This is a genomic window from Pseudomonas sp. St290 (assembly GCF_018325805.1).
GTDB lineage: Bacteria > Pseudomonadota > Gammaproteobacteria > Pseudomonadales > Pseudomonadaceae > Aquipseudomonas > Aquipseudomonas bijieensis.
In genome coordinates this window covers 2,801,811-2,825,232 of the sequence record NZ_AP014703.1, presented here as the reverse complement: position 1 = coordinate 2,825,232, position 23,422 = coordinate 2,801,811, and the positions used below count along the sequence as shown (strand labels likewise).

22 protein-coding genes are annotated in these 23,422 nt (G+C 62.1%); 8 read left to right on the top strand and 14 right to left on the bottom strand.

All coding sequences use genetic code 11. The features are described 5' to 3' along the window. The first annotated feature begins 199 nt into the window (after positions 1 to 199). The 6 genes from PBDP_RS12495 to PBDP_RS12470 are packed head-to-tail and all read left to right on the top strand — an operon-like array spanning position 200 to position 6,269. Positions 200 to 3,124: a monovalent cation/H+ antiporter subunit A gene (locus PBDP_RS12495; RefSeq protein WP_109755991.1), complete on the top strand. Its 2,925-nt coding sequence runs from the start codon at positions 200 to 202 to the stop codon at positions 3,122 to 3,124. Further along, positions 3,124 to 3,468, top strand: coding sequence for a Na+/H+ antiporter subunit C (locus tag PBDP_RS12490; RefSeq protein WP_003202835.1), 345 nt, complete (start codon positions 3,124 to 3,126; stop codon positions 3,466 to 3,468). The genes PBDP_RS12495 and PBDP_RS12490 overlap by 1 nt, the downstream gene beginning before the upstream one ends. Beyond that, positions 3,465 to 5,150 carry a monovalent cation/H+ antiporter subunit D gene (locus PBDP_RS12485; protein ID WP_109755990.1) on the top strand — a complete coding sequence of 562 codons (1,686 nt, stop codon included), beginning with the start codon at positions 3,465 to 3,467 and terminating at the stop codon, positions 5,148 to 5,150. The genes PBDP_RS12490 and PBDP_RS12485 overlap by 4 nt, the downstream gene beginning before the upstream one ends. Next, entirely contained in the window at positions 5,147 to 5,635 is a 489-nt protein-coding gene (locus tag PBDP_RS12480) for a Na+/H+ antiporter subunit E (protein WP_109755989.1), read from the top strand. The genes PBDP_RS12485 and PBDP_RS12480 overlap by 4 nt, the downstream gene beginning before the upstream one ends. Then, complete coding sequence (locus PBDP_RS12475; protein ID WP_003202841.1) at positions 5,632 to 5,910, top strand: K+/H+ antiporter subunit F; 279 nt, start codon at positions 5,632 to 5,634, stop codon at positions 5,908 to 5,910. Before PBDP_RS12480 ends, PBDP_RS12475 begins: the two co-directional genes overlap by 4 nt. Continuing rightward, a complete protein-coding gene (locus tag PBDP_RS12470) occupies positions 5,907 to 6,269 on the top strand; it encodes a Na+/H+ antiporter subunit G (protein WP_212802312.1) in 363 nt (120 codons plus the stop codon). Before PBDP_RS12475 ends, PBDP_RS12470 begins: the two co-directional genes overlap by 4 nt. 184 nt (positions 6,270 to 6,453) lie before the next feature. Here PBDP_RS12470 and PBDP_RS12465 read toward each other — a convergent pair whose 3' ends face one another. From PBDP_RS12465 to PBDP_RS12455, 3 genes are all read right to left on the bottom strand, one after another. Next, positions 6,454 to 6,891 carry a DUF3995 domain-containing protein gene (locus PBDP_RS12465; protein WP_109755987.1) on the bottom strand — a complete coding sequence of 146 codons (438 nt, stop codon included), beginning with the start codon at positions 6,889 to 6,891 and terminating at the stop codon, positions 6,454 to 6,456. A 139-nt stretch (positions 6,892 to 7,030) separates the two neighbouring features. Next, positions 7,031 to 8,041, bottom strand: coding sequence for an ABC transporter substrate-binding protein (locus PBDP_RS12460; protein WP_116832152.1), 1,011 nt, complete (start codon positions 8,039 to 8,041; stop codon positions 7,031 to 7,033). 186 nt (positions 8,042 to 8,227) lie between these two features. Continuing rightward, a complete protein-coding gene (locus PBDP_RS12455; protein ID WP_109755985.1) occupies positions 8,228 to 8,677 on the bottom strand; it encodes a hypothetical protein in 450 nt (149 codons plus the stop codon). 796 nt (positions 8,678 to 9,473) lie between these two features. Between PBDP_RS12455 and PBDP_RS12450 the strand changes: the two genes are divergently transcribed. Together PBDP_RS12450 and PBDP_RS12445 are read left to right on the top strand one after the other, a co-directional pair. Further along, positions 9,474 to 9,704 (top strand): hypothetical protein, encoded by a 231-nt coding sequence (locus tag PBDP_RS12450; protein ID WP_109755983.1) that lies wholly within the window; start codon positions 9,474 to 9,476, stop codon positions 9,702 to 9,704. An 88-nt stretch (positions 9,705 to 9,792) separates the two neighbouring features. Then, positions 9,793 to 10,029, top strand: coding sequence for a DUF2789 family protein (locus PBDP_RS12445; protein ID WP_109755982.1), 237 nt, complete (start codon positions 9,793 to 9,795; stop codon positions 10,027 to 10,029). 173 nt (positions 10,030 to 10,202) lie between these two features. Here the strand turns inward: PBDP_RS12445 and PBDP_RS12440 are convergent, their stop codons facing one another. The 11 genes from PBDP_RS12440 to PBDP_RS12390 form a co-directional block, all read right to left on the bottom strand. After that, the gene (locus PBDP_RS12440; protein WP_109755981.1) at positions 10,203 to 11,807 is read right to left on the bottom strand and encodes a methyl-accepting chemotaxis protein; all 1,605 of its coding nucleotides are present in this window, start codon (positions 11,805 to 11,807) and stop codon (positions 10,203 to 10,205) included. Positions 11,808 to 11,986: 179 nt separating this feature from the next. Then, positions 11,987 to 12,391, bottom strand: coding sequence for a TraR/DksA family transcriptional regulator (locus tag PBDP_RS12435; RefSeq protein WP_003202859.1), 405 nt, complete (start codon positions 12,389 to 12,391; stop codon positions 11,987 to 11,989). Positions 12,392 to 12,718: 327 nt separating this feature from the next. Next, entirely contained in the window at positions 12,719 to 13,741 is a 1,023-nt protein-coding gene (locus PBDP_RS12430) for an ABC transporter permease (protein ID WP_116832150.1), read from the bottom strand. A gap of 34 nt (positions 13,742 to 13,775) precedes the next feature. After that, entirely contained in the window at positions 13,776 to 15,329 is a 1,554-nt protein-coding gene (locus tag PBDP_RS12425; protein WP_109755979.1) for a sugar ABC transporter ATP-binding protein, read from the bottom strand. 74 nt (positions 15,330 to 15,403) lie between these two features. Next, positions 15,404 to 16,330: a sugar ABC transporter substrate-binding protein gene (locus PBDP_RS12420; protein WP_109755978.1), complete on the bottom strand. Its 927-nt coding sequence runs from the start codon at positions 16,328 to 16,330 to the stop codon at positions 15,404 to 15,406. A gap of 51 nt (positions 16,331 to 16,381) precedes the next feature. After that, positions 16,382 to 16,534, bottom strand: a complete 153-nt coding sequence (locus PBDP_RS12415) for a hypothetical protein (protein ID WP_162893821.1) — start codon at positions 16,532 to 16,534, stop codon at positions 16,382 to 16,384. A 143-nt stretch (positions 16,535 to 16,677) separates the two neighbouring features. Then, positions 16,678 to 17,730, bottom strand: a complete 1,053-nt coding sequence (locus PBDP_RS12410) for a Gfo/Idh/MocA family protein (protein ID WP_109755977.1) — start codon at positions 17,728 to 17,730, stop codon at positions 16,678 to 16,680. A 174-nt stretch (positions 17,731 to 17,904) separates the two neighbouring features. Then, positions 17,905 to 18,915, bottom strand: a complete 1,011-nt coding sequence (iolG, locus tag PBDP_RS12405; protein ID WP_116832147.1) for a bifunctional inositol 2-dehydrogenase/D-chiro-inositol 1-dehydrogenase — start codon at positions 18,913 to 18,915, stop codon at positions 17,905 to 17,907. A 30-nt stretch (positions 18,916 to 18,945) separates the two neighbouring features. Next, the gene (gene iolD / locus PBDP_RS12400) at positions 18,946 to 20,877 is read right to left on the bottom strand and encodes a 3D-(3,5/4)-trihydroxycyclohexane-1,2-dione acylhydrolase (decyclizing) (protein WP_116832146.1); all 1,932 of its coding nucleotides are present in this window, start codon (positions 20,875 to 20,877) and stop codon (positions 18,946 to 18,948) included. Between the two features lie 163 nt (positions 20,878 to 21,040). Continuing rightward, positions 21,041 to 21,862, bottom strand: a complete 822-nt coding sequence (locus PBDP_RS12395) for a TIM barrel protein (RefSeq protein ID WP_109755974.1) — start codon at positions 21,860 to 21,862, stop codon at positions 21,041 to 21,043. Positions 21,863 to 21,897: 35 nt separating this feature from the next. Beyond that, on the bottom strand, positions 21,898 to 23,400 hold the full coding sequence (locus tag PBDP_RS12390) for a CoA-acylating methylmalonate-semialdehyde dehydrogenase (protein ID WP_109755973.1): 1,503 nt from the start codon (positions 23,398 to 23,400) through the stop codon (positions 21,898 to 21,900). Between the last annotated feature and the right edge of the window lie 22 nt (positions 23,401 to 23,422).

Genomic DNA, 23,422 nt, shown 5'->3' with positions numbered 1-23,422 from the left:
TATTGCGTTACCTCCATACCTCCAACCATCGGCCCAGCGGCCCCAGTACCGTGGTGGATTCTGACGCTGCCTCCCTCCCCCAAACAACGCAAAGTCCGAAAACTCAACCAACCTTGTAGGATTCTGCGACACCCTCGCGGTTGGTGATCCGCAATACGCCACGTATGATCCCTCACAACCTCCCGCCGAATAGAAGCCTATGTCACTGATAGTTCTATTGCTTTTGCCCTTCATCGGCAGCTGTGTCGCGGCACTGCTGCCGCATAACGCCCGTAACGCCGAATCACTGCTGGCCGGCCTCGTGGCCCTGGCCGGCACTGTCCAGGTGGCCTTGCTGTACCCGCAGATCGCCGACGGCGGCGTGATCCGTGAGCAATATTCCTGGTTGCCCAGCCTCGGCCTGGATTTCGTGCTGCGCCTGGACGGTTTTGCCTGGCTGTTTTCCTTGTTGGTGCTGGGCATCGGCACGCTGGTGTCGCTGTACGCCCGCTACTACATGTCGCCGGACGATCCGGTGCCGCGCTTCTTCGCCTTTTTCCTGGCGTTCATGGGTGCCATGCTCGGGTTGGTGATCTCCGGCAACCTGATCCAAATAGTGTTTTTCTGGGAACTGACCAGCCTGTTCTCGTTCCTGCTGATCGGCTACTGGCACCACCGCACCGACGCCAGGCGCGGCGCCTACATGGCATTGATGGTGACCGGGGCCGGCGGTCTGTGCCTGTTGGCCGGGGTGATGTTGCTCGGCCATGTGGTGGGCAGCTATGACCTGGACAAGGTCCTGGCCGCCGGCGACTTGATCCGTGCCCATGCCCTCTACCCCATCCTGCTGCCGCTGATCCTGATCGGCGCCCTGAGCAAAAGCGCGCAATTCCCTTTCCATTTCTGGCTGCCCCATGCCATGGCCGCCCCTACGCCGGTGTCGGCGTATCTGCACTCGGCGACCATGGTCAAGGCCGGGGTGTTCCTGCTGGCGCGGTTATGGCCGTCGCTGTCGGGCAGTGAAGAATGGTTCTACATCGTCGGCGGCGCGGGAGCCTGTACGTTACTGCTGGGCGCCTACTGCGCGATGTTCCAGAACGACCTCAAGGGTCTGCTGGCCTACTCCACCATCAGCCACCTCGGGCTGATCACCTTGCTGCTGGGCCTGAACAGCCCGCTCGCGGCAGTGGCGGCAGTGTTCCACATCCTCAACCACGCAACCTTCAAGGCCTCGCTGTTCATGGCCGCAGGGATCATCGACCACGAAAGCGGCACCCGTGACATTCGCAAGCTCAGCGGCCTGGTGCGGCTGATTCCGTTCACCGCGACCCTGGCCATGGTCGCCAGCGCAGCGATGGCCGGGGTGCCGTTGCTCAATGGTTTCCTGTCCAAGGAAATGTTCTTCGCCGAGACGGTGTTTATCTCCGCCACGGCCTGGGTCGAGCTGGCGCTGCCGATCATCGCCACCATCGCCGGGACCTTCAGCGTCGCCTACTCCCTGCGCTTTACCGTGGATGTGTTCTTCGGCCCCACCGCCACCGACCTGCCCCATACCCCCCACGAACCACCGCGCTGGATGCGCGCCCCGGTGGAGTTGCTGGTGTTTACCTGCCTGTTGGTGGGGATCTTCCCGGCCCAGGTGGTCGGCTCGTTGCTCGCTGCCGCCGCGTTGCCGGTGGTGGGCGGCACGCTGCCTGAATACAGCCTGGCGATCTGGCACGGCCTCAACGCGCCGATGATCATGAGCCTGGTGGCGATGTCCGGCGGCATCGTCCTGTACCTGCTGTTGCGTAATCAATTCAGGCAAGGGCACATCAAGCACCCGCCATTCATTGGCCGACTCAACGGCAAGCGGCTGTTCGAACGCTGCCTGGTGCTGATGATGCGCCACAGCCGGCGCCTGGAACGACGGATCAGCACCCGTCGCCTGCAGGCCCAGTTGTTCTGGCTGGTATTGGCCGCGGTGTTCGCCGGGCTGATCCCGATGCTGCACAGCACGCTGGTCTGGGGCGACCGGCCGAAAATCCCCGGCTCCATCGTGTTCGTCACCCTGTGGCTGCTGGCGATCGCCTGTGCCCTGGGGGCGGCCTGGCAGGCCAAGTATCACCGACTCGCGGCCCTGACCATGGTCAGCGTCTGCGGCCTGATGACCTGTGTGACCTTCGTCTGGTTCTCAGCGCCGGACCTGGCCTTGACGCAACTGGTGGTGGAAGTGGTGACCACAGTGCTGATCCTGTTGGGCCTGCGTTGGTTGCCTCGACGGATCGAGGATGCCTCGCCCCTGCCCAACAGCGAGCGGCGCGCACGCATCCGCCGCCTGCGGGACTTGCTGTTGTCCATCGCCGTGGGTGGCGGCATGGCGCTGCTGTCCTACGCGATGCTGACACGGCAGACGCCCAACGACATTTCGTCGTTCTACTTGAGCCGCGCCCTGCCCGAGGGCGGCGGCAGCAATGTGGTGAACGTGATGCTGGTGGATTTCCGTGGCTTCGACACCCTGGGGGAAATCACCGTGCTGGTGGCGGTGGCCCTGGCGGTGTTCGCCCTGCTGCGACGCTTCCGCCCGCCGAAGGAAAGCATGCAGCTACCGGCGCAACAGCGCCTGCTGGCACCGGATGTGGTCACCGACCTGGTCAACCCGCGCCATGCCAGCGACACCGCCCTGGGTTTCATGATGGTGCCGTCGGTGCTGGTGCGCCTGCTGCTGCCTATCGCCCTGGTGGTGTCGTTCTACCTGTTCATGCGCGGGCACAACCAACCCGGCGGCGGCTTCGTCGCCGGGCTGGTGATGTCGGTGGCGTTCATCCTGCAATACATGGTCGCCGGCACGCAGTGGGTCGAGGCGCAAATGAGCCTGCGGCCGCTGCGCTGGATGGGCACCGGGCTGTTGTTCGCCACGGTCACGGGCCTGGGGGCGATGGCCGTGGGGTATCCGTTCCTGACCACCCACACCTGGCATTTCGACTTACCACTGCTGGGTGATATCCATGTGGCCAGCGCGCTGTTCTTCGACATCGGCGTGTACGCCGTGGTGGTCGGCTCCACCCTGTTGATCCTTACCGCCCTGGCTCACCAGTCGGTACGAGCCCATAAACCGGGCCTGCAAGCCAAACCCATCGCCCCCGTCAAAGGAGCCACCGCCTGATGGAAGAAGTCATCGCAATCGCAATCGGCGTACTGGCCGCCTCCGGTGTCTGGCTGGTGCTGCGGCCACGGACCTTCCAGGTGGTCATGGGCCTGTGCCTGTTGTCCTATGGCGTCAACCTGTTCATCTTCAGCATGGGCAGTTTGTTCATCGGCAAGGAACCGATCATCAAGGACGGCGTGCCCCAGGATCTGCTGCACTACACCGACCCACTGCCCCAGGCCCTGGTGCTGACCGCCATCGTGATCAGCTTCGCCATGACCGCGCTGTTCCTGGTGGTGCTGCTCGCCTCCCGGGGCCTGACCGGGACTGACCATGTGGACGGTCGGGAGCCCAAGGAATGATGTTGACGCCCCACTTGATCGCCGCGCCCATTCTGCTGCCGCTGCTGACCGCCGCGTTGATGCTGATGCTGGGCGAGAAGCACCGTCCGCTCAAGGCCCGGATCAATCTGTTTTCCAGCCTGCTGGGCCTGGGCATCGCCGCACTGTTGCTGTACTGGACCCAGGACCAGGCGCTGCCCGCGTCCATTGGCGTGTACTTGCCCGGCAATTGGCAGGCGCCGTTCGGCATCGTCCTGGTGGTCGATCGCCTGTCGGCGTTGATGCTGGTGCTGACCGGCATCATCGGCGTCAGCGCCCTGCTGTTCGCCACCGCCCGTTGGGACCGTGCAGGCGCCAGTTTCCATGCGCTGTTCCAGATCCAGTTGATGGGCCTCTACGGTGCCTTCCTGACGGCGGACCTGTTCAACCTATTCGTGTTCTTCGAGGTGCTGCTGGCGGCCTCCTACGGCCTGATGTTGCATGGCTCGGGCCGGGCGCGGGTGTCGTCGGGCCTGCATTACATATCCATCAACCTGCTGGCTTCGTCACTGTTCCTGATCGGCGCCGCGCTGATCTATGGCGTCACCGGCACGTTGAACATGGCCGACCTGGCCCTGAAGATCCCGCTGGTGCCGGAAGCCGACCGCGGCCTACTGCACGCCGGGGCAGGTATCCTCGCGGTGGCGTTCCTGGCCAAGGCCGGCATGTGGCCGCTGAACTTCTGGCTGGTGCCGGCCTATAGCGCCGCCAGCGCACCGGTGGCGGCGCTGTTTGCGATCATGACCAAGGTCGGCGTCTACACGATCCTGCGCCTGTGGACGCTGCTGTTCTCCGGCCAGGCCGGCGCCTCGGCTTATTTCGGTGCCGACTGGCTGGTCTACGGCGGCATGGCGACCATCGTCTGCGCCGCCATCGCCATTCTGGCGGCGCAACGCCTGGAGCGCATGGCGAGCTTGAGCATCCTGGTCTCGGCCGGGATCCTGTTGTCGGCCATCGGCTTCGCCCAACCCAACCTGGTGGGTGCGGCGCTGTTTTACCTGGTGAGTTCGACCCTGGCGCTCTGCGCGCTGTTCTTGCTGGCGGAGTTGATCGAACGTTCGCGCTCGGCCAATGAATTGTCCCTGGACGACGACTTCGACACCTTGCCGCGACCGCTGGAATCCCTGCAACCGCCCAAGGGCATCAACCTCGATGACGAGCAGAAAGCCGTGGTCGGGCAAGTGATTCCCTGGACCATGGCCTTCCTTGGCTTGAGCTTTATTTTCTGTGCACTGTTGATCATCGGCATGCCGCCGCTGTCGGGGTTCATCGGCAAGCTGAGCCTGCTGAGCGCCTTGCTCAATCCTCAAGGGCTCGGAGCCAGCGCCGAGGCGTCGGTCTCGAATCAGGCGTGGGGCTTGTTGGCGTTGCTGATCCTCTCGGGGCTGGCTTCGCTGATTGCATTTTCACGCCTGGGCATCCAACGTTTCTGGACGCCCCAGGAACGCCCGTCACCGTTGCTGCGGCCGTTCGAATGCCTGCCGATCATCGTGCTGCTGGGCCTGGGCATCGCCCTGACCTTCAAGGCCGAACCGTTGCTGCGCTATACCCAAACCGCTGCCGATGCGCTGAACAACCCGGAACATTACGTGATGTCGGTACTCGCCACCCGCCCCGTGCCCAACCCCGAAGCCCGTGCGGCGTTGCGGGAGGTGCAGCCATGAAGCGCCTGTTCCCCGCTCCGTGGTTGTCCCTGGCGCTGTGCGTGCTGTGGCTGGTGTTGAACGTGTCCCTCAGCGCCGGCCATCTGCTGCTGGGCGCCACGCTAGGGTTTCTGGCCCCGCTGATGATGCGCCCGCTGCGACCGCGGCCCATCCGTATCCGTCGGCCGTGGGTGGTGTTGCGCTTGTTCCTGCTGGTGGGCCGCGACGTGCTGGTGTCCAACCTGGCGGTGGCCTGGGGTGTGCTGAACGCCGGGCGCCGCCCACCTCGCTCGCGCTTCATCAAAGTGCCGCTGGACCTGCGCGATGCCAACGGCCTGGCCGCGCTGTCGATGATCACCACGGTGATTCCCGGGACCGTCTGGTCGGAACTGGCCCTGGACCGCAGCATCCTGCTGATGCACGTGTTCGATCTGGCAGACGAGGCGTCATTCATCGCCCATTTCAAGGCCACCTATGAACGCCCGCTGATGGAGATCTTCGAATGAGCCCATTGCTGTCCAATGCGATCCTGTTGAGCCTGTTCCTGTTCTCCCTGGCGATGGTGTTGACCCTGTGGCGGCTGTTCAAAGGCCCGTCGGCCCAGGATCGGGTACTGGCCCTGGACTACCTGTACATCGTGGCGATGCTGATGATGCTGGTGCTGGGCATCCGTTATGCCAGCGACACCTATTTCGAGGCGGCCCTGCTGATCGCCCTGTTCGGCTTTGTCGGCTCGTTTGCCTTGGCCAAGTTCCTGTTGCGTGGCGAGGTGATCGAATGAGCGGCGAACTGTCGATGTGGGTGGAAATCCCGGTGGCGATCCTGCTGGTGCTCAGCAGCCTGTTCGCCCTGGTCGGGGCCATCGGCCTGGTGCGGCTCAAGGATTATTTCCAGCGTATGCACCCACCGGCCCTGGCGTCTACCCTGGGGGCCTGGTGCGTGGCGCTGGCCTCGATCGTGTATTTTTCGGCGCTCAAGTCCGGGCCAGTACTGCATGCCTGGCTGATCCCGATCCTGCTGTCCATCACTGTCCCGGTGACCACCCTGCTGCTGGCCCGGGCGGCGTTGTTCCGCAAGCGCATGGCCGGGGATGATGTGCCGGCGGAAGTGAGCAGTCGCCGAACCGGGCAGGACGGCTGACCGCTGCCTTGTGGCGAACACCCTTGTGGCGAGGGAGCTTGCTCCCGCAGGGCTGCGCAGCAGCCCTTAGACCTGTCACCTCGGTGTCAGGCCGATTGTGTCCGGTTTTTTGGGAGGGCTACGCCCTCCAGCGGGAGCAAGCTCCCTCGCCACAATGGTGTTCACCTTTAGAAATTGCGTCGCGTCAGGCCCAGGCCACCGCCAGCAACCCAGCCCCGAGCACCACGCACAACGGCGAATAGACCCAGGTGTCGAGCTTGGCGAACGTCGAGCCCTTGACCTCCTTGAAGAAGCCCACCAGCTCCGACTCGCCAATGGCCCGGGCGAACATCAGCAAAGCGATCGCGCTGATCAGCCACTGCAATGCCCGATGGGTGACCGGCTGCGCCAGCAGGCCGACTCGTAGGCACACCAGCAGCGCAATCAGCAGCAGCGCCAGAGCCACCAACAAGGTCAGCCAGCCCGAGGGGTCGAACGCCGGTCGCAACGCCCCCCCTTGCTTCACCGGCACCTGAGGCACCACCGCCAGGGCCGCCCATCGCCCCCCCAGGGCCCAATACAAATGAATCAAGCTGATGGTCGCAAACACTGCGACCAGCGACCGAGCCAATAAAAGCGTCATTCGCCAGCCTCCTGAAAAAGGTTGAACAATCATCCTAGCTCGAATTTGGCATTTCGCTGGACGGGCGCAGGTTGCCAGTTTCCAGTGAATGACTCATTGCCCAGGATCAAGAGTTCAACCCGCTGGCACGCGAGCGGTCCTACAGGGCTGCGGACACCTTGTCTGCCACCTCCTTGGGCAGCCAGGCCTGCCAGACCTGTGGATGGGCCTTGAGGAACGCTTCGGCCGCTTCACGGGGTGGCGTGCGCTTCTCGCTCATGTCGGCCAGGGCCTTGTTCAACGGTTCGATGGGCAAGTCAACCTTGCTGAAGAACTCGGCAATGTCCGGGTATTGCTTCTGGAACGGCGCGGAAACGCCAATCGACAGTTTCGAGGCCAGTGAGCGGGTCGGCTTCGGGTTGGGGTTATCGGCGTCGGTCAGGGTTTTCCAGGCCTCGGCATCGAACGGCGGCTCTTGCAACTGCACCAGCTTGAAGCGCCCGAGCAGTGGCGTGGGCGACCAGTAATAAAACAGGATCGGCTTGCCCCGGCGGATCGTCGAGCTGATTTCCGCATCCAGCGCCGCCCCCGAACCGCTGCGAAAATTCACATAGCTGTCAGACAGGCCATAGGCCTTGAGCTTCTGTTTGTTGACCACCTCGGATGTCCAGCCGATGGGGCTGTTGAGGAAGCGGCCCTTGTCGGGGCTCTCCGGGTCCTTGAACACATGTTTATAGCGCACCAGGTCTTCGACGCTGCGCAAATCCGGCGCCAGGGGCTTGATGCCCTTGGCCGGGTCGCCCTTGATGACGTACTCGGGCACCCACCAGCCTTCCGTCGCGCCCTTGACCGTATCGCCCAGGGCGATCACCTTGCCTTCGGCCTCGGCCTTGACCCACACCGGACTACGCCCAGCCCACTCTTCACCGATCACCTGAATGTCGTTATTGGCCAGGGCGGTTTCCAGGGTAATGGTGGTGCCGGGCAGTGTATCGGTCTGCAATCCATAGCCCTTTTCGACGATGACTCGCAGGATATCGGTGATCAGACTGCCGCTTTCCCAGTTCAGATCGGCGAAGTGGATCGGCGCTGAAGCGGCCGACGCCGGAAGTGGCGAAACCAACACAGCGAAGGTGGCCCAGGCAGCCAGCCACTGTCGAACTCGTTTCATGCTTTGCACCTCATGCAGATACAGCAATAGCTGAACGGCCCTGCGTAACCAAACGCAAGCCCTGAATAGTTCAGTCAATTGACTGTAGCCGAGGTTCCAGCGAGATCTTGCGAAAACTGCCAGCGGTTTGGGCGCAAAGCCCTTGCCAGCCCGATGCCTACACGCTTTTCACCGGCCCTGAAATGGTCACTCGCTGGCCTTGAAAGTCACCAGTTCGCCCTTGCGCCACTTCGCCGCCTTGGCGGTGACCGCTTTCAGGGTCTTGGTCAAGCCTTCCTGCAACTGTTCGTTTGCCGCAAACACGGTCACCACGCTGTGGCCTTCCTTGAACAGGATGGCATGACCAGCGGGGGTCGTGACGAAGGCGTAATCGCCAAGGCCATAGACCGTCAGCTTGATTTCGCGAAAGCGGATTTCAAACTTGCCGCCTTCGCGGCTGGGCAATACCGCTGCGCGAAAATGATCACCGACCTTGAGCTCGAGCCTGGGCTTGTCATCGACCACCAACGCCGACTCGGTGTCGATTTCGGCGACATAAATACCTTCGGCGTTCTGCTCGGTGATGTAGACGAAACGTGACTGGAATTGTTTGACCAGTTTTGCCCGCAGGTCACCAAGTACGAATAACGCATGCATGTCGAGATTACTTACTGCCAAGGAAACATCCCCATTTTTGAAAAAGGCCCGCCCTGCACAAAGGACGGACCACGAGAACCCGTACCGACTGTATTGTCGTAATGGACCTGTAACTGAAATTCGAAGTGAACGGCGCGCCCTGTCCCGGGCCGAGAGCAGACTAAAGGTTGCCGCTCTCGCCGTCTTTCCCGGGGGGTCGCCAGAGGCTGAAGGAAAAAGCCACTCTGAGCATCGGAAAAGATGGGACTACTAACTTTAGGGAAATTTCTCACTTAAAAAAGCATTTTTCTGACATCGAGCCCAAAAAAAATTGCTTTAGATAGGCGCAACCGTCCACACGACACTGCCGATTCTAGAGCAGCCGAAGGCGTGGAGACTACTCGAAGTACTCGACAATTCGTCGGTAAACCATAGAAAAGGAATTCGCATGGCCGCTTTCACACCCCTGCCCCACACCGTATCCCCTTGCATCGTGGACACAGATGACACCTTTGACGCGGCCGACGGCCCGTCCATTTCGTTGATTCAACCGCGTTATCGGGTCGTTCTGGCCGGCAAGTGCTTTTTTCACATAGAAGAAACATCGACTGGACTTGTAAGAGGATTCCGAACTGACCATAACGAGGCCTGCCACCTGGCCAGGCGTCTAGAAGGCAGCGCCTGAGCTCATAATGTGCCCGTCCATGACTTAACTCAGCCACCGACGGGCAACTGCTGCCATACTGCTCGCCCAGCGAAGAGCGTCGTTCATCGGCGATCGCGCATCCATGATATGAGCTTGAGGAGAAGGCGCGACGTGACGGAATTTGATATCGGCGAATTTTTTATCCGGGGCGAAGCCAGAGAAGTCGAAGGCGAGTTCCAGGCCGTCATCCTGATGCGCGCCAAGCCACCCTTGACCACCGTCAGTTGCCACCAGGTGGAGAAGGATCGCTGGTTCAAGACCGCGGAGATCGCTGCCGAGGCGGCCAGGGAAGCGGCCAAGGCGTTGAAGGCCGCAGTGGATGAAGGGGCCTTGAAAGCCTGAACGTGATCGAACTCCTGGCGAGCGCTTGCCTCAGATAAAGGGAAGCAGTCGGGGCGCCATGACGGCGCCCGCCCAAAGGAGCCCCCCCATGGAACAACCATCCTACGAACTCAATACCCTATTCGCCCAACTCGGCCTGCCCTCGGACGACAAAGCCATCGACGACTTCATCATGGCGCACCCGCTGGCACCGGAGATCAAGCTGGTGGAAGCCGATTTCTGGTCGGACCAGCAGAAAGACCTGCTTCAGGAATGGCTGCTCGCCGACGGCGAAGAAGCTTTGTTGGTAGACGAACTGAATGTGCGCCTGCACGACGGTAAGTAGCGCCAAGAACCATGAGTCCCCTGTGGCTAGGGGATTGGTGGGAGCAAAGCTTGCTCGCGATGAAGGCGCATCGATCCCTCATGAGACCGCGTCGCCTTCATCGCGGGCAAGCCTTGCTCCCACAGATATTTCCTCGCCACAAAAGCGCAGTTGCCAATCAGTGGCGTTGAGGCCTAGCGCGGTTTCTCGGGTTTGTAGCCCAAGCGCAAGCCACCCCAATGCCGCCCCTTGAGCATGATCGGTACGGAAAGGTCGTGCATCAACTCACCCGTGTCGCGGGTGTAGGTCTGGAGCAGCACCGGCTGTTGGTGGCTACCGCAGCGGATCCCGGTGCGATCGGAAAATTTGCGCTTGGTGCGGTTGTTCAGCGTGTCCACCTGCGGGTCGCCGGTCAGCGGTTGGCTGAAGACCTTGTTATGAGTCGGCACATAACCCTGCTGGGTGCAGGCAATCGCAAACACCAGGCCTTCGTGGCGGGCAAGCAATGGCTCCTGGATCGCCGGCAGCACCTGGTCGGTGTAGCGGTCGAAACGGGTCTGGAATTTGGCGGGTTGGGTATTGGGAATCGGCTGGTAGTTACGGTCGAACAGATCCTCCAGGCTGACACGGCCCTGATCGATGTCGGCCTCGAACTGCGCGGCAATCTGACTCGCGCCTTCCCGTGCCAGGTCGTAGACCCGTTGGTGATAATCGTCGAGGCCCACCTCGGCCAAACGTTCACTGATGGTTTCGGCCTGACCTTCCATTTGCACCGCTGCATCGGCCAGGCGCTGGGTCTGCTGGTCGCTGACGGACAGGTCGCTGCGCATCTGCTCGATAGCGTGGAACAGGCTGTCGAGCTGTTCGCGATTGGTGTCGGTGCCTTGGGCAATGGCACTGACCTGGGTTTCGACGCCTTCTGCAAGCCGGGCGATGTTTTCCAGATGCTGGCCGGTGTGCTCGACCTGCTGCACGCCGCTGTCCAGGTCAGCGGCCAATTGCCGGATCTGCTCCACCACCTGGGCGGTGCGTTGCTGGATGTCCGCCACCATCACCCCGACTTCACCGGTCGCCGCAGCCGTACGCCCGGCCAGACCACGGACCTCATCGGCCACGACCGCGAAACCACGGCCATGCTCACCGGCCCGTGCCGCCTCGATGGCCGCGTTCAGCGCCAGCAGGTTGGTCTGGCTGGCGATCGATTGGATCACCAGGCTGACCCGCTGGATTTCATCGCTGCGTACGCTCAAGGCTTCGATCAACTCACGGCTGTCGTTTGCCCGTTGGCTGAGCTGGTGCATGCGGCTGATGGATTCCACCAGCTCGCCGCGCCCGGCCACGCTACTGCGATGGGCTTCACTGGCGGCGCCCAGGGCCTGCTGGCTGAGTTGCGAGGTGGCTTGTTCGGTGGCGATCATCGATTCGGCGTTGCTGACGATCTGCGCCGCCGCGTCGAGTTGGGACTGAACCCTGCCGGCCAGTTGCTTGACCGAATAGGCGACACCGGCCGCTGATAGCGCGTTATGACTGGTGGTGTAGGACAGGTCGCGGGTCAATTCGGCCAGGCTGTCGGTCGTGGGAGCAGGCGCAGTGGCCAGGCGCGAACGCAGGCGCGGCAACCAGACGATGAGCATGACCAGCGGCAAGCCCAGGTACAGCGACCAGCCGCCCAGGGCCATGCCACACAGCAGCAATGCCAGGGCGAGACTCTGCAAGGTCGGCGTCAGCCAGCGCGCCGTGCTTTTTGTCTCAGGTACCGAGGCCGGCACCGCACCCGCCAGCGTTCCGTCTGTCGCCATGTTCGTCACCCACACTCTCGTTGTTATGACTGCATTAAACGCCACTACAGAGCCATTATCCATGGTCCATTAGTCGTGTTCTTGCAGCAGATCAACGGGAGTAGACGAACGAGCACGGGCGAAAGCAAAAGATCGCGGCCTTCGTCAAAAGGTCGCGATCTTTTTGCGCAAAACGCGAATCAGGCCTGACGCTGGTGCTTGTCGATCTGTTCGTGACGTTCCTGGGCTTCGATGCAGTACTTGGTGGTCGGGCTGATCAGCAGGCGCTTGAGGCCGATCGGCTCGCCGCTGTCGTCGCACCAGCCGAAGCTGTCGTCGTTGATGCGGTCCAGGGCCTGCTCCAGTTGAGGCAGCATGCGCTGGTCGCGATCGATGGCGTTGACCAGCCAGGTACGCTCTTCTTCTACGGAAGCAGCGTCCGCCGGGTCGGCCGGGGTGTCCAGGCTCTCAATGGCGATTCGGTTCTGTTCGATGCGCTCGTGGGTTTCGACCTTCATGTTCTGCAACAGCTTGGTGAAGAAAGCCAGCTGCTCGGCATTCATGTAGTCATCCGCCGGCATGGCCAGCAACTTTTCCTTTGTCATTGATTTCTCTATAAAAAAACGTGCATTAAGGCGAATTATGGAGCGTCCCGCAGCGCAGCTGCCACGCTCATCGGGAAGGCGCCGTCTATTCCAAGCGCCACCCGGCACTCAATTTACGAGGGGCGGCAGTCTAAGGCCGAGTCGAGGCCTCAGCAACTGAAAACATAGGGAAAATGTCCGACAACCCCTTCAAATGTTCTCTGACAGGCTTTTGGCAGTCATCGGAGTGCGTTTATAACAAGAAATTCGGTGCAATAGCTGTATTAAGAAGACAAATGGCAACGCCACGCGGGTCAGGCGTGGCGCTTTGTCGCAACCTTCGAGGAATCAGCGCTTGAGTTTGCGCTTGTTGCGGTACTGGTCGATGACCACCGCCACCACGATGATCAACCCCTTGATGATGTCCTGGATGTAGGCATCGACACCGACAAAGGTAAAGCCGCTGGCCATCACCCCGAGGATCAGCGCCCCAATCACGGTCCCGGTGATGCGCCCCACCCCGCCCGCCAGGCTGGTGCCGCCGATCACCGCCGCGGCAATCGCGTCCAGCTCATAGGACATGCCCATGCCCGCCTGGCCGGTCGCAGCCCGCGCCGAGGCCACCACGCCGGCCAACCCCGCCAACAACCCGGCAATGCTGTAGACGATCACCAGGTGGCGCTTGACGTTGATGCCCGAGGTCCGCGCCGCCTGCATGTTGCCGCCGATGGCGTAGGTGTACTTGCCATACTTGGTGTAGCGCAGGGCGATGTGGAAGATCACCGCCACCACCAGGAAGATGATCACCGGCATCGCCCCATGGCCGATGGCGGTATAGGAATCGGACAACATGCTCACCGGCTGGCCTTCGGTGTAGTAGCGCGCCAGGCCCCGGGCCGAGACCATCATGCCAAGGGTGGCAATGAACGGCGGGATACCGGTAATGGCGATGATGCTGCCGTTGATCGCCCCAGCCAGCAGCCCGACGCCGAGCCCCGCCACCACCGGTATCCACACCGGCAAGTCCGTCAACGAGGGAAACACCGCCCGGGAGAAGTCCGAGGTCTGGGCCAGGCTGGCGGCAATCATGGCCGACAGCGCCAGCACCGAGCCGGACGACAGGTCGATACCGGTGGTGATGATCACCTGGGTCACACCGATGGCCAGCAGGCCGATGATCGACACTTGCAGGATCATCAGCACCAGGCGCTGGGAGTTCATCAGGAAACTCTGGTCGCGCATGATCCAGCCGAACATCTCGAAGACCAGGCCGATGCCGATCAGCACCAGGAAGATACTCAGTTCCGTCGGCAGCCGCCGGCGCGTCCTGGCCGGTGCCGCAGCGGGTTTGTTTTCCAGTATCGCGTTCATAACCATTCACCTTTTTTATCTGGACTGACGGGCATCAGGACAAGCCCGATGCCAGTTGCATCACTCGTTCCTGGGTCGCTTCGCTGCGGTCGAGGGTGCCCATCAGGTCGCCTTCGTGCATCACCATGACCCGGTCGCTCATGCCCAATACTTCCGGCAGTTCCGAGGAAATCATGATCACCGCCATGCCCTCGCTGGCGAGGTAGGCAATCAGCCGGTAGATCTCGGCCTTGGCGCCAACATCGATGCCGCGGGTCGGTTCGTCGAGGATCAGGATGCGCGGATTGGTCATTAGCCAGCGGGCTAGCAGCGCCTTCTGCTGGTTACCGCCGGACAAGGTGTCGATGCACTGTTCCAGCGACGGGGTCTTGACCCGCAGCTTCTTGCACATGTCCTCACACAAGGCGCGCAAGGCTTTCTGCTGGATGAAGCCGTTGCCGACGTAATGGGGCAGCACGGCCATCTCCATGTTTTCCAGTACCGACAGGCACGGGAACAGGCCGCTGAGCTTGCGGTCCTCGGTCAACAGCGCGAAGCCCTTCTCGATGGCCATGTGCGGGTCGCTGATGCGCACCGGTTGGCCGTCCAGCAGGATTTCGCCGCCGGTGCTCGGGGTTACGCCGAAAATCGCCTCGGCCACGTTGGTCCGGCCCGAGCCCATCAACCCGGCGATACCGAGGATCTCCCCGGCATGCAGGTCGAAGGACACGCCTTTGAAGATGCCGTCCAGGCTCAGGTCGCGCACCGACAGCACCAGCTCGCCGATGGGTTTTTCCCGAACCGGGAACAACTGGCTCAATTCGCGCCCGACCATCATCGAAATCAGGCTGTCGCCGTCCATGCTGTCGGCCCGTTGCAGGCCGATGTAGGCACCATCGCGAAACACCGCCACTTCATCGGCGATGGCGAACACTTCGTTCATTTTGTGGGTGATGTAAATGATGCCCTTACCCTGGGCCTTGAGGTCACCGATGATCGAGAACAGGTGGGCGACTTCCGTCTCGGTGATGGCCGAGGTTGGTTCGTCCATGATCAGGATGTCGGAGTCGTAGGACACGGCCTTGGCAATCTCCACCATCTGCCGCTCGGCAATGCTCAGGTTGCCCACCTGCTCCTCGGGGTCGAGGTTGATGCGCAGGCGCTCCAGCAGCCGGGCGGTGCAGCGATGCATTTCACCGTGATCGACCATGTGCAGGCCGTTGAGCTGCTCGCGACCGATCCAGATGTTTTCGGCGATGCTCATGTGGGGCATCAGGTTCAGTTCCTGATGGATCATCGCGATCCCGGCCTGCAAGGCTGCCAGGGGTGTGTCGAATTTCACCGGCTTGCCGCGCAGGCGCAGTTCGCCGGCGTCCGGCTGGTAGATGCCGGCGACGATCTTCATCAAGGTGGATTTGCCCGCACCGTTTTCGCCCATCAGGGCCAGCACGGAACCGGGGCGTACCCGCAATTGAACATCGGACAGGGCCACCACGCCGGGAAAGCCCTTGCTGACATTGACGACTTCCAGCAGGTACGGCTCATCAAGTAATACGTCCGGCTGGAAAGTCATCGCCGGGGCGCTCGAAGCAGTCGCTGAAGCGAACATGATCAGGTACTCCCTCGGCAAGGTCGGCGTGGCAACCTTGCCTGCTTATTGTTGTGATGGGACCGGGTTGAACGTCACTTGAACTGATCGACGTTTTCCGGCGTGATCAGGCGGTACGGCACCCAGACGGCCTGCTCGACCGGCTGCTTCTTGACCATTTTCACCGCCGTGTCGATCGAACCATCGGCCTGGCCCTTGGCGTCCTGGAACACCGAGACCGCCATTTCGCCTTTCTTGATGGCATTCAAGCCGTCCGGCGTGCCGTCGACCCCGGCAATCAATACGCTGCCCTTCTTGGTGCCCGCTTGCTTGAGGGCCATGGCGGCACCGATGGCCATCTCGTCGTTGTTGGACACCACGGCCTGGAAGTCGCGGCCCTGGGTCAGCCAGTCGTTGACCAGAGTCATGCCCTTGTCGCGAGACCAGGTGCCGGTCTGCTCCTGTTCGATCTTGATGTTCGGGTACTTGGCCAGTACTTCCTTGACCCCCTTGGTGCGGTTGGTGGTGGAGTTGTTGGCCAGGTCGCCCAGCAAAATCACGATGTCGCCCTTGCCGCCCATCTTGTCGGCCAGGTATTGCATCTGCATGCGCCCGGCTTCGAGGTCATCGGAGGCCACGGTGACCACCCCTTCCGGCAACTTCGGATCGTCCGGGCGGCGGTTGACGTAGACCAGGGGGATGCCGGCAGCCACGGCGGCCTTGGTGATGCGCTGGGTCGCGGCGGTGTCCACCGGGTTGACGATGAGCGCATCGACCTTCTGGCTGATGAAGCTTTCCACCTGGCTCAGTTGCTTGACCACATCACTGCGCGCGTCTTCGAACTGCAAGGTGACGCCGTCCGGGAATGACTTGGCTTTCTTGTCCATGGATTCGCGCAGGTAGGTCAGCCAGGTGTCATCGAACTGGGACATGCTGACGCCGATCTTCAGGTCCGCCAGGGCTGCGCCGCTGGTGAGCATCAACGACAGGGCCAGCGAGGCGATACGGGTCTTGGTCTTCATGAACGGTCTTTCTCCACTTTTTTGTTGGTCTTATGGATAAGGCGTAGCGGATCAGGAACGGGGCAAGGGCACGATGGGTGCGCCGGGCATGCAACACACCACGGCGCCCTTGCGCTGGATACACAGGGATTCGAACAGGGGAAGGACTGCGGACAGGCGCAGCAGATGTGGCAGGTGAAACGCAGAGCGGCTGAAGGTTTTCATCGACGGTACCTAGCTGTGTTTCTTGTTTTTGTTTCGTCCTTCATCCATTCAAGGCTGGGCCTGGCAGGAGGTGGACAGGATTGTCGGTAACCTGGAATCGACTTTATTGGAAAATATTTTCCATATCAACTCATTTTAGAATTTTATTCGTTTTTTGTTCCATGACCGATAGGCGTGGACAAACACACCACTTCGCCCTGCTCGGCACTCTGCCTGGCCGCGTCCAGCACGCGCGTGGTCGCCAGTGCATCACGGGCCTCCACCGGCAGCGGGCCAGCGCCCTGCAACGCGGTTTGCAGGCGTTGATAGAACGCCAGCCAACAGCCGCGCTCCGAGGTCACCCTCTCGCGCTCGGTGCCGTGTTCGAACCAGCCCCAACGCCGATGCTCTTCAGCACCCCAGCGTTCGCCCTCGGTCGCCGGGCTCAATCCCGCCAGCGCCTGGGCTTCTTGGCCATCCAGGCCTTCGACGGTATAGCAGCCCTGGGTGCCATTGACCCGAAAGCGCGGACGCGGGGCGTTTTGCACGCAATTGCCACTCAAGTGGGAAATCACACCGCTGGCATGGGTCAAGGAGATAAAGAAGCCGTTGTCGAACACCTGGCCTGGTTGTCGGTAGTCCAACTCGGCGTAAACCCGCGTCACCGGCCCGAACAGTTGCAACGCCTGGTCTACCAGATGGCTGCCCAGGTCGCGCAGGAATCCGCCGCCACTGCCCTTGCCCACCGAGGTCGGCGAATAGCGTTCGACGCTGGATTCAAAACGAATGACCTGCCCCAGGGCACCGGAGGCCAGCAGCTTGCGCAGGGTGAGGAAATCCGAATCCCAGCGACGGTTCTGGTACACGCTCAAGGGCACGTTGCGTCGTTCGGCGGCCAGCACCATCGCCTCGGCCTGGGCGGCGTCAGGGGCAAATGGCTTGTCGCTGACCACCGCCACACCGAGTTCGATGGCTTGCATCACAATGGCCGGACGACCGTCCAAAGGCGTGGACACCACCACCGCATCGACGCCGGCCGCCACCAGTTGTTCAAGGGTGTCGAAGGCCTGGGCATCCGGGTGATCGCTGGCCAGTTGCTGGCGGCGCTCGGCGGACCGGGTCACTACACCGACGAACGTAGCCCCGGGCAGACTGCTGATCAGCGGCGCATGAAAAAAGCGCCCACCCTTGCCGTAGCCGACTAGTCCGATTCGCATGAAAGCTCCTTATTGATCACTGAATGAATGCAACCCCTGTGGGAGCGAGCCTGCTCGCGATGGCGGTGGGTCCTCCAGCATTAATGTCGACTGACCCAACGCTATCGCGAGCAGGCTCGCTCCCACAGTTGGATCGCATACCTGCGAGAGTACGCGGTCGACTCTGGGATGTATTTAGCCGTAGAAACGCGGCCGCTCAGGCAGTTCGACCCTGACGATCTGCCCACTCTGCTGCGCTTGGACACAGGCATCCGCCGCCACCGCCGCAGCGAAGCCATCCCAGGCCGACGGCCCGCCCACCTGCCCGGCGCGCACGCCATCGATGAAGGCCTGCAATTCGACGTCGTAGGCCGCGATGAAGCGGTCCTTCCAGTCCATCAGAATCGCGTTGGACAGCTTGGCGCCACTGCGCAGTTGCACCTGGGACGGTTCCGGGAGTTTGGCGATGCCGGTCTCCCCCACCACTTCGCACTGGATGTCGTAGCCATACTGGCAGTTGACGAACACTTCCACGTCGATGCGCGTGCCTCGGGCGGTTTCCAGCAGGACGATCTGCGGGTCTTTCAAATGGGCGTGGGCCTTGCTGGTCTTGCGCGGAAACACCACCTGCACCGATACATAGTCATCGGCCAGCAACCAACGCAGCACATCCAGTTCATGGATCAAGGTGTCGGTGATGGCCATGTCGGTCTTGTAGTTTTCGCCGACGCTCGGGTTGCGGTGGGCGCAGTGCAGCATCAGCGGTTCACCGATCTGGCCGCTGTCGATCACCGCCTTGAGCGCCCGATAACCTTCATCGTACGGGCGCATGAAACCGACCTGCACCAGGCGCTTGCCGTGGGCAACTTCGGCCTCGACGATCTTGCGGCAGCCTTCGGCCGTGACGGCCAGGGGCTTTTCACAGAACACCGGTTTGCCCGCCGCAATCGCCGCCAGCACGAATTCTTCGTGGCTCGGGCCCCAGGAGGTGACGAGGATCGCCTCCACATCCGGCGCCTTGATCAACGCATGACCGTCGGGGTAGACCTCGGCGGTCAACTTGAGATCGGCAACGACCTTGGCCGCTTGTTGCAGGTTGATGTCGGTGACCGCCACCACCTGGCTGTTGAGCAAGGTCTGGCTGCAACGACGGATATGGTCCTGGCCGATGGCCCCGGTGCCGATGACGCCCAGCTTCAAAGACATGGAAAAACTCCTTTCGTAGGGTTGGGGCAATTAGTACTGACGGGCCTGGGCCAGTCGTTCATTGAGGGTTTTGGCCACCGCATCGGTGCGGGCACTGGTAGAGACTTGCGCCACGCCGACCCGCCACCACGACAGGTATTTGTGGATCATGGTCTTGGGCAGCACCTTGATGTCGATCAGCGTCGAGACGGTCTGCAACCGCGCATCGGCCAGGGCCGCGCGCAACTCGTCGAGGGTCTTGACCTTGTAGGTCTTGCAGCCATAGGCCGCGGCACTCATGGCGAAGTCCACGGGCACAAACCCACCGTCGAGCTTGCCAGTGTCCGGGTTACGGAAGCGGAACTCGGTACCGAAGCTGTCCATGCCGTGTTCCATTTGCAGGTTGTTGATGCAACCGAAGGTCATGTTGTCCAGCAGCACCACATTGATCTTGCGGCGCTCCTGGATCGAGGTCGCCAACTCCGAGTGCAGCATCATGTAGGAGCCATCGCCCACCAACGCGTAGACCTCCTTGTCGGGCTCGGCGAGTTTCACCCCGAGCGCCGCATTCACCTCGTAACCCATGCACGAATAACCGTACTCGAGGTGATAGGTGTTCACGCCCTTGCTGCGCCAACTGCGCTGCAAGTCGCCGGGCAAGCTGCCAGCGGCGGCGACGATGATGGCGTCATCCGCCAGGGTTTCATTGAGCGTACCCAACACGCGGCTCTGGGTCAGGCAGGAGCCGGTGAGTTCGATGAATTCCCGAAACACCGCCGGGTCCATGTGGTCGTTGATTTCCGGGACGAAATCCTCGGCCTGGAAGTCGGCCTGATAGATCCGATCCACTTCGGCGTCCAGCTGGGCCTTGGCATCGGCGACCTGCCCGCCCCATTCGGCGCGATAGTCGCCCATCGCCGCCGAGAGTGCCTCCAGGCCCGAACGCGCGTCGGCCAGCAGTTGCACGCCGTCGAGTTTCAGGGCATCGCACGGACTGATGTTGAGATTGAGAAATTGCACGTCCGGATGCTGGAACAGCCATTTCGACGCCGTGGTGAAATCGCTGTAGCGAGTGCCGATACCGATGATCAGGTCGGCCTTCTTGGCCAACAGATTCGCCGCCAGACAACCGGTTTCACCGACGCCACCGACGTTCAGCGGATGGCTGGACACCACCGCGCTCTTGCCGGCCTGGGTCTCGGCGAAAGGAATATCGAAGCGTTCGGCGAAGGCCTGCAACGCGGCATTCGCTCCGGAATACCGCACGCCGCCTCCGCAGATAATCAACGGCTGGCGCTTGCCCTTGAGCAGCGCCAGGGCATCGCCGAGCATCGCCTCGGTGGCCGGGCGACGGTCGATGCGATGGACACGCTTTTGCAGGAAATAGTCCGGGTAATCGTAGGCTTCGGCCTGTACGTCCTGGGGCAGCGCCAGGGTCACCGCGCCGGTTTCGGCCGGGTCGGTCAACACGCGCATCGCATGGATCGCGGCGGTCATCAATTGCTCGGGGCGGTTGATGCGGTCCCAGTATTTGCTCACGGCCTTGAAGGCATCGTTGGTGCTGATGCTCAGGTCGTGGAACTGCTCGATCTGTTGCAGCACCGGGTCCGGTTGACGGCTGGCGTAGACATCACCGGGCAACAGCAGCAACGGAATGCGATTGGCCGTCGCCGTGGCGGCGGCGGTCAGCATGTTCGCCGCCCCCGGGCCGACCGACGAGCTGCAGGCGTAGATCTTGCGCCGCAGATGTTGCTTGGCAAAGCCGATGGCGGCATGGGCCATGCCCTGTTCGTTGCGGCCCTGATGGACCACCAGGTCGCCGCTGTCCTGCTCCAGCGCCTGGCCCAGGCCCAGCACGTTGCCGTGGCCGAAAATGGTAAAGACCCCGGCGACGAACTTGCTCTGGACGCCATCGACCTCGATGTACTGGTTATCGAGGAATTTCACCAGGGCCTGGGCCATGGTCAGTCGTGTTGTGGTCATGCTTGCACCTTGTCTGGAATGCAAAATTTGCAGCTGACTTAGCCCTTGTGGGAGCGAGCCTGCTCGCGATAGCGGTGTGTCAGGCGCCTATGTGTTGAATGTGCTACCGCTATCGCGAGCAGGCTCGCTCCCACAGGGGGACTTCATCATTCTGATGACTGTGTCAGGCCTGTTGGTTCTGCAGGTGATTCATGCTCGCCCCCAACGCCTGGCGGATGTCGGCCAGTTCATGGACGCTCTCGGCAAACGGCTCAAAGGACAGGTAGCCCTCGTAACCACCGGCCCGCAACGCCTCGATCTGCGCGGCATTGCCGAGGATGTCGGCCTCGCCCACCAGCACCCGATGACCATCACGGATCGTCGCCAACGGCGCCTGGGCATCCTCGACCCCGGAGATGTGCACCAGCCCGGTCAGTTCGGGGAAGAATTCCTGCTCGCCCGCCAGATGATGGTGGAAGGTGTCATGCACCAGGCGAAACACATCGAGCCCACCGATGCTCTTGATCGCTTCCACCGCCGTGCGCTTGCGCCGCAGCGAGCACTCCTCGAAACCCAGGGGTTCGATGAAGCCGTAGATACCGAAGGCGCGCAGGATCGGCGCCAGTTCACTAAGAGCCGTGCGCAGCCCCGCCGCGCGTTCAGCTTCGCTGCGTGGGTCGGCGCGGTCGTTGAGTGGGCACATCACCAGCCCCTCGGCGCCGCATTCACGGGCGTAATCGGCCAACCGTACGGCCTGGGCGCGACGTTCTTCGCTCCACACATCGAAGGGGTACAGAGCGTTGATCGACAGCACCTTGATGCCGCGCTCCTCGCACAACTCACGTACGCGAGCCGGCGGCATGCCATCTTCGATCTCGACCCCCTTGAGGTCGTTGCGGATCTCGATGGCGTCGGTTTTCAACGCCAGGGCCAAGTCGATGAAAGCGGGCAGTGACAGGCGTGGGGCAACCATTCGATTCAGGGCAAAACGCAGGGGCTTGTTCATTGTTGTTCTCCCTCCGGCAGTCATTCAAAAATGAGTTATTGGGCAGTTGGCATGCTGAATTCAGGACCCTTGGCGATGCTGTCGGGCCAGCGTTGCATCACGCTTTTGTAGCGGCTGTAGAAGCGCAGGCCTTCCTCGCCATAGGCATGGTGGTCGCCGAACAGCGAACGCTTCCAGCCGCCAAAGGAATGCCAGGCCATGGGCACCGGAATCGGTACGTTAATGCCAACCATGCCGACCTTGATGCTGCGGGCGAACGCCCGGGCGATGCCGCCGTCACGGGTGAAGCAGGACACGCCGTTGCCGAATTCATGGGCGTTGATCAGCGCCACCGCCGTGGCGAAATCCGGCACGCGAACGATCCCCAGCACCGGGCCGAAAATCTCTTGCTGGTAGATGCTCATTTCGGTGGTGACCTGGTCGAACAGCGTCGCCCCGACAAAGAACCCCTGCTCGGCCCCGGGCACCTTGAAACCACGGCCATCGACGATCAGGCGAGCGCCCTCGGCCACGCCGGCGTCGATGAAACCTTCCACCTTGGCCTTGTGCTCGGCAGTGACCAGCGGCCCCATGTCGGTGCCGGGCTGCTGGCCGTTGCCGATCTTCAACTGATCGATGCGTGGCAGCAGTCTGGCGATCAGTTCATCGCCCACATCCCCCACCGCCACGGCAATGGAAATCGCCATGCAGCGTTCGCCGGCCGAGCCGTAGGCCGCACCGATCAATGCATCCGCCGCCTGGTCGAGGTCGGCGTCGGGCATGACGATCATGTGATTCTTGGCGCCACCCAGGGCCTGCACGCGCTTGCCGTTCGCCGTGCCCTGCTGGTGGATGTATTCGGCAATCGGTGTGGAGCCGACAAAGGAAATCGCTTCGATGTCCGGGTGCTGCAACAGCGCATCCACTGCCACTTTGTCGCCCTGGACCACATTGAACACCCCGTCAGGCAAGCCGGCTTCCGTCAGAAGGCGGGCCATCAGCAAACTGGCGGACGGATCGCGCTCCGAAGGCTTGAGGATGAAGCAGTTGCCAGTGACCAGCGCCAGGGGAATCATCCACAGCGGCACCATCACCGGGAAATTGAACGGCGTGATACCCGCGCACACGCCCAGGGGCTGGCGCAGGTTCCAGTTGTCGATGCCGCCACCGATGTTGTCGCTGAAATCGGTCTTGAGCAGGTTCGGCGCACCACAGGCGTACTCGACGATCTCGATGCCCCGGGTGACTTCGCCGTGGGCATCGGACAGCACCTTGCCGTGCTCGCGACTGATGATCTGCGCCAGTTCGTCGTGATGCCGATCGAGCAGTTCCTTGAACTTGAACATCACCCGCGAACGGCGCAGGGACGATTGCTCGGACCAGGCTGGAAATGCCGCCAGCGCCGAGGCCACTGCCGCATCGACGGTGCCCGGCTCGGCCAGGTCCACCCGGGCCTGCACCGCGCCGGTGGCCGGGTTGAAGACCTGGCTGAACCGCGCGCCGTCGCTGTGTTGCACGTGGCCGTTGATGTAATGGCCTACTACCGGGGCGTCACTCATTGTTCTTGTTCTCCGTGCAAAG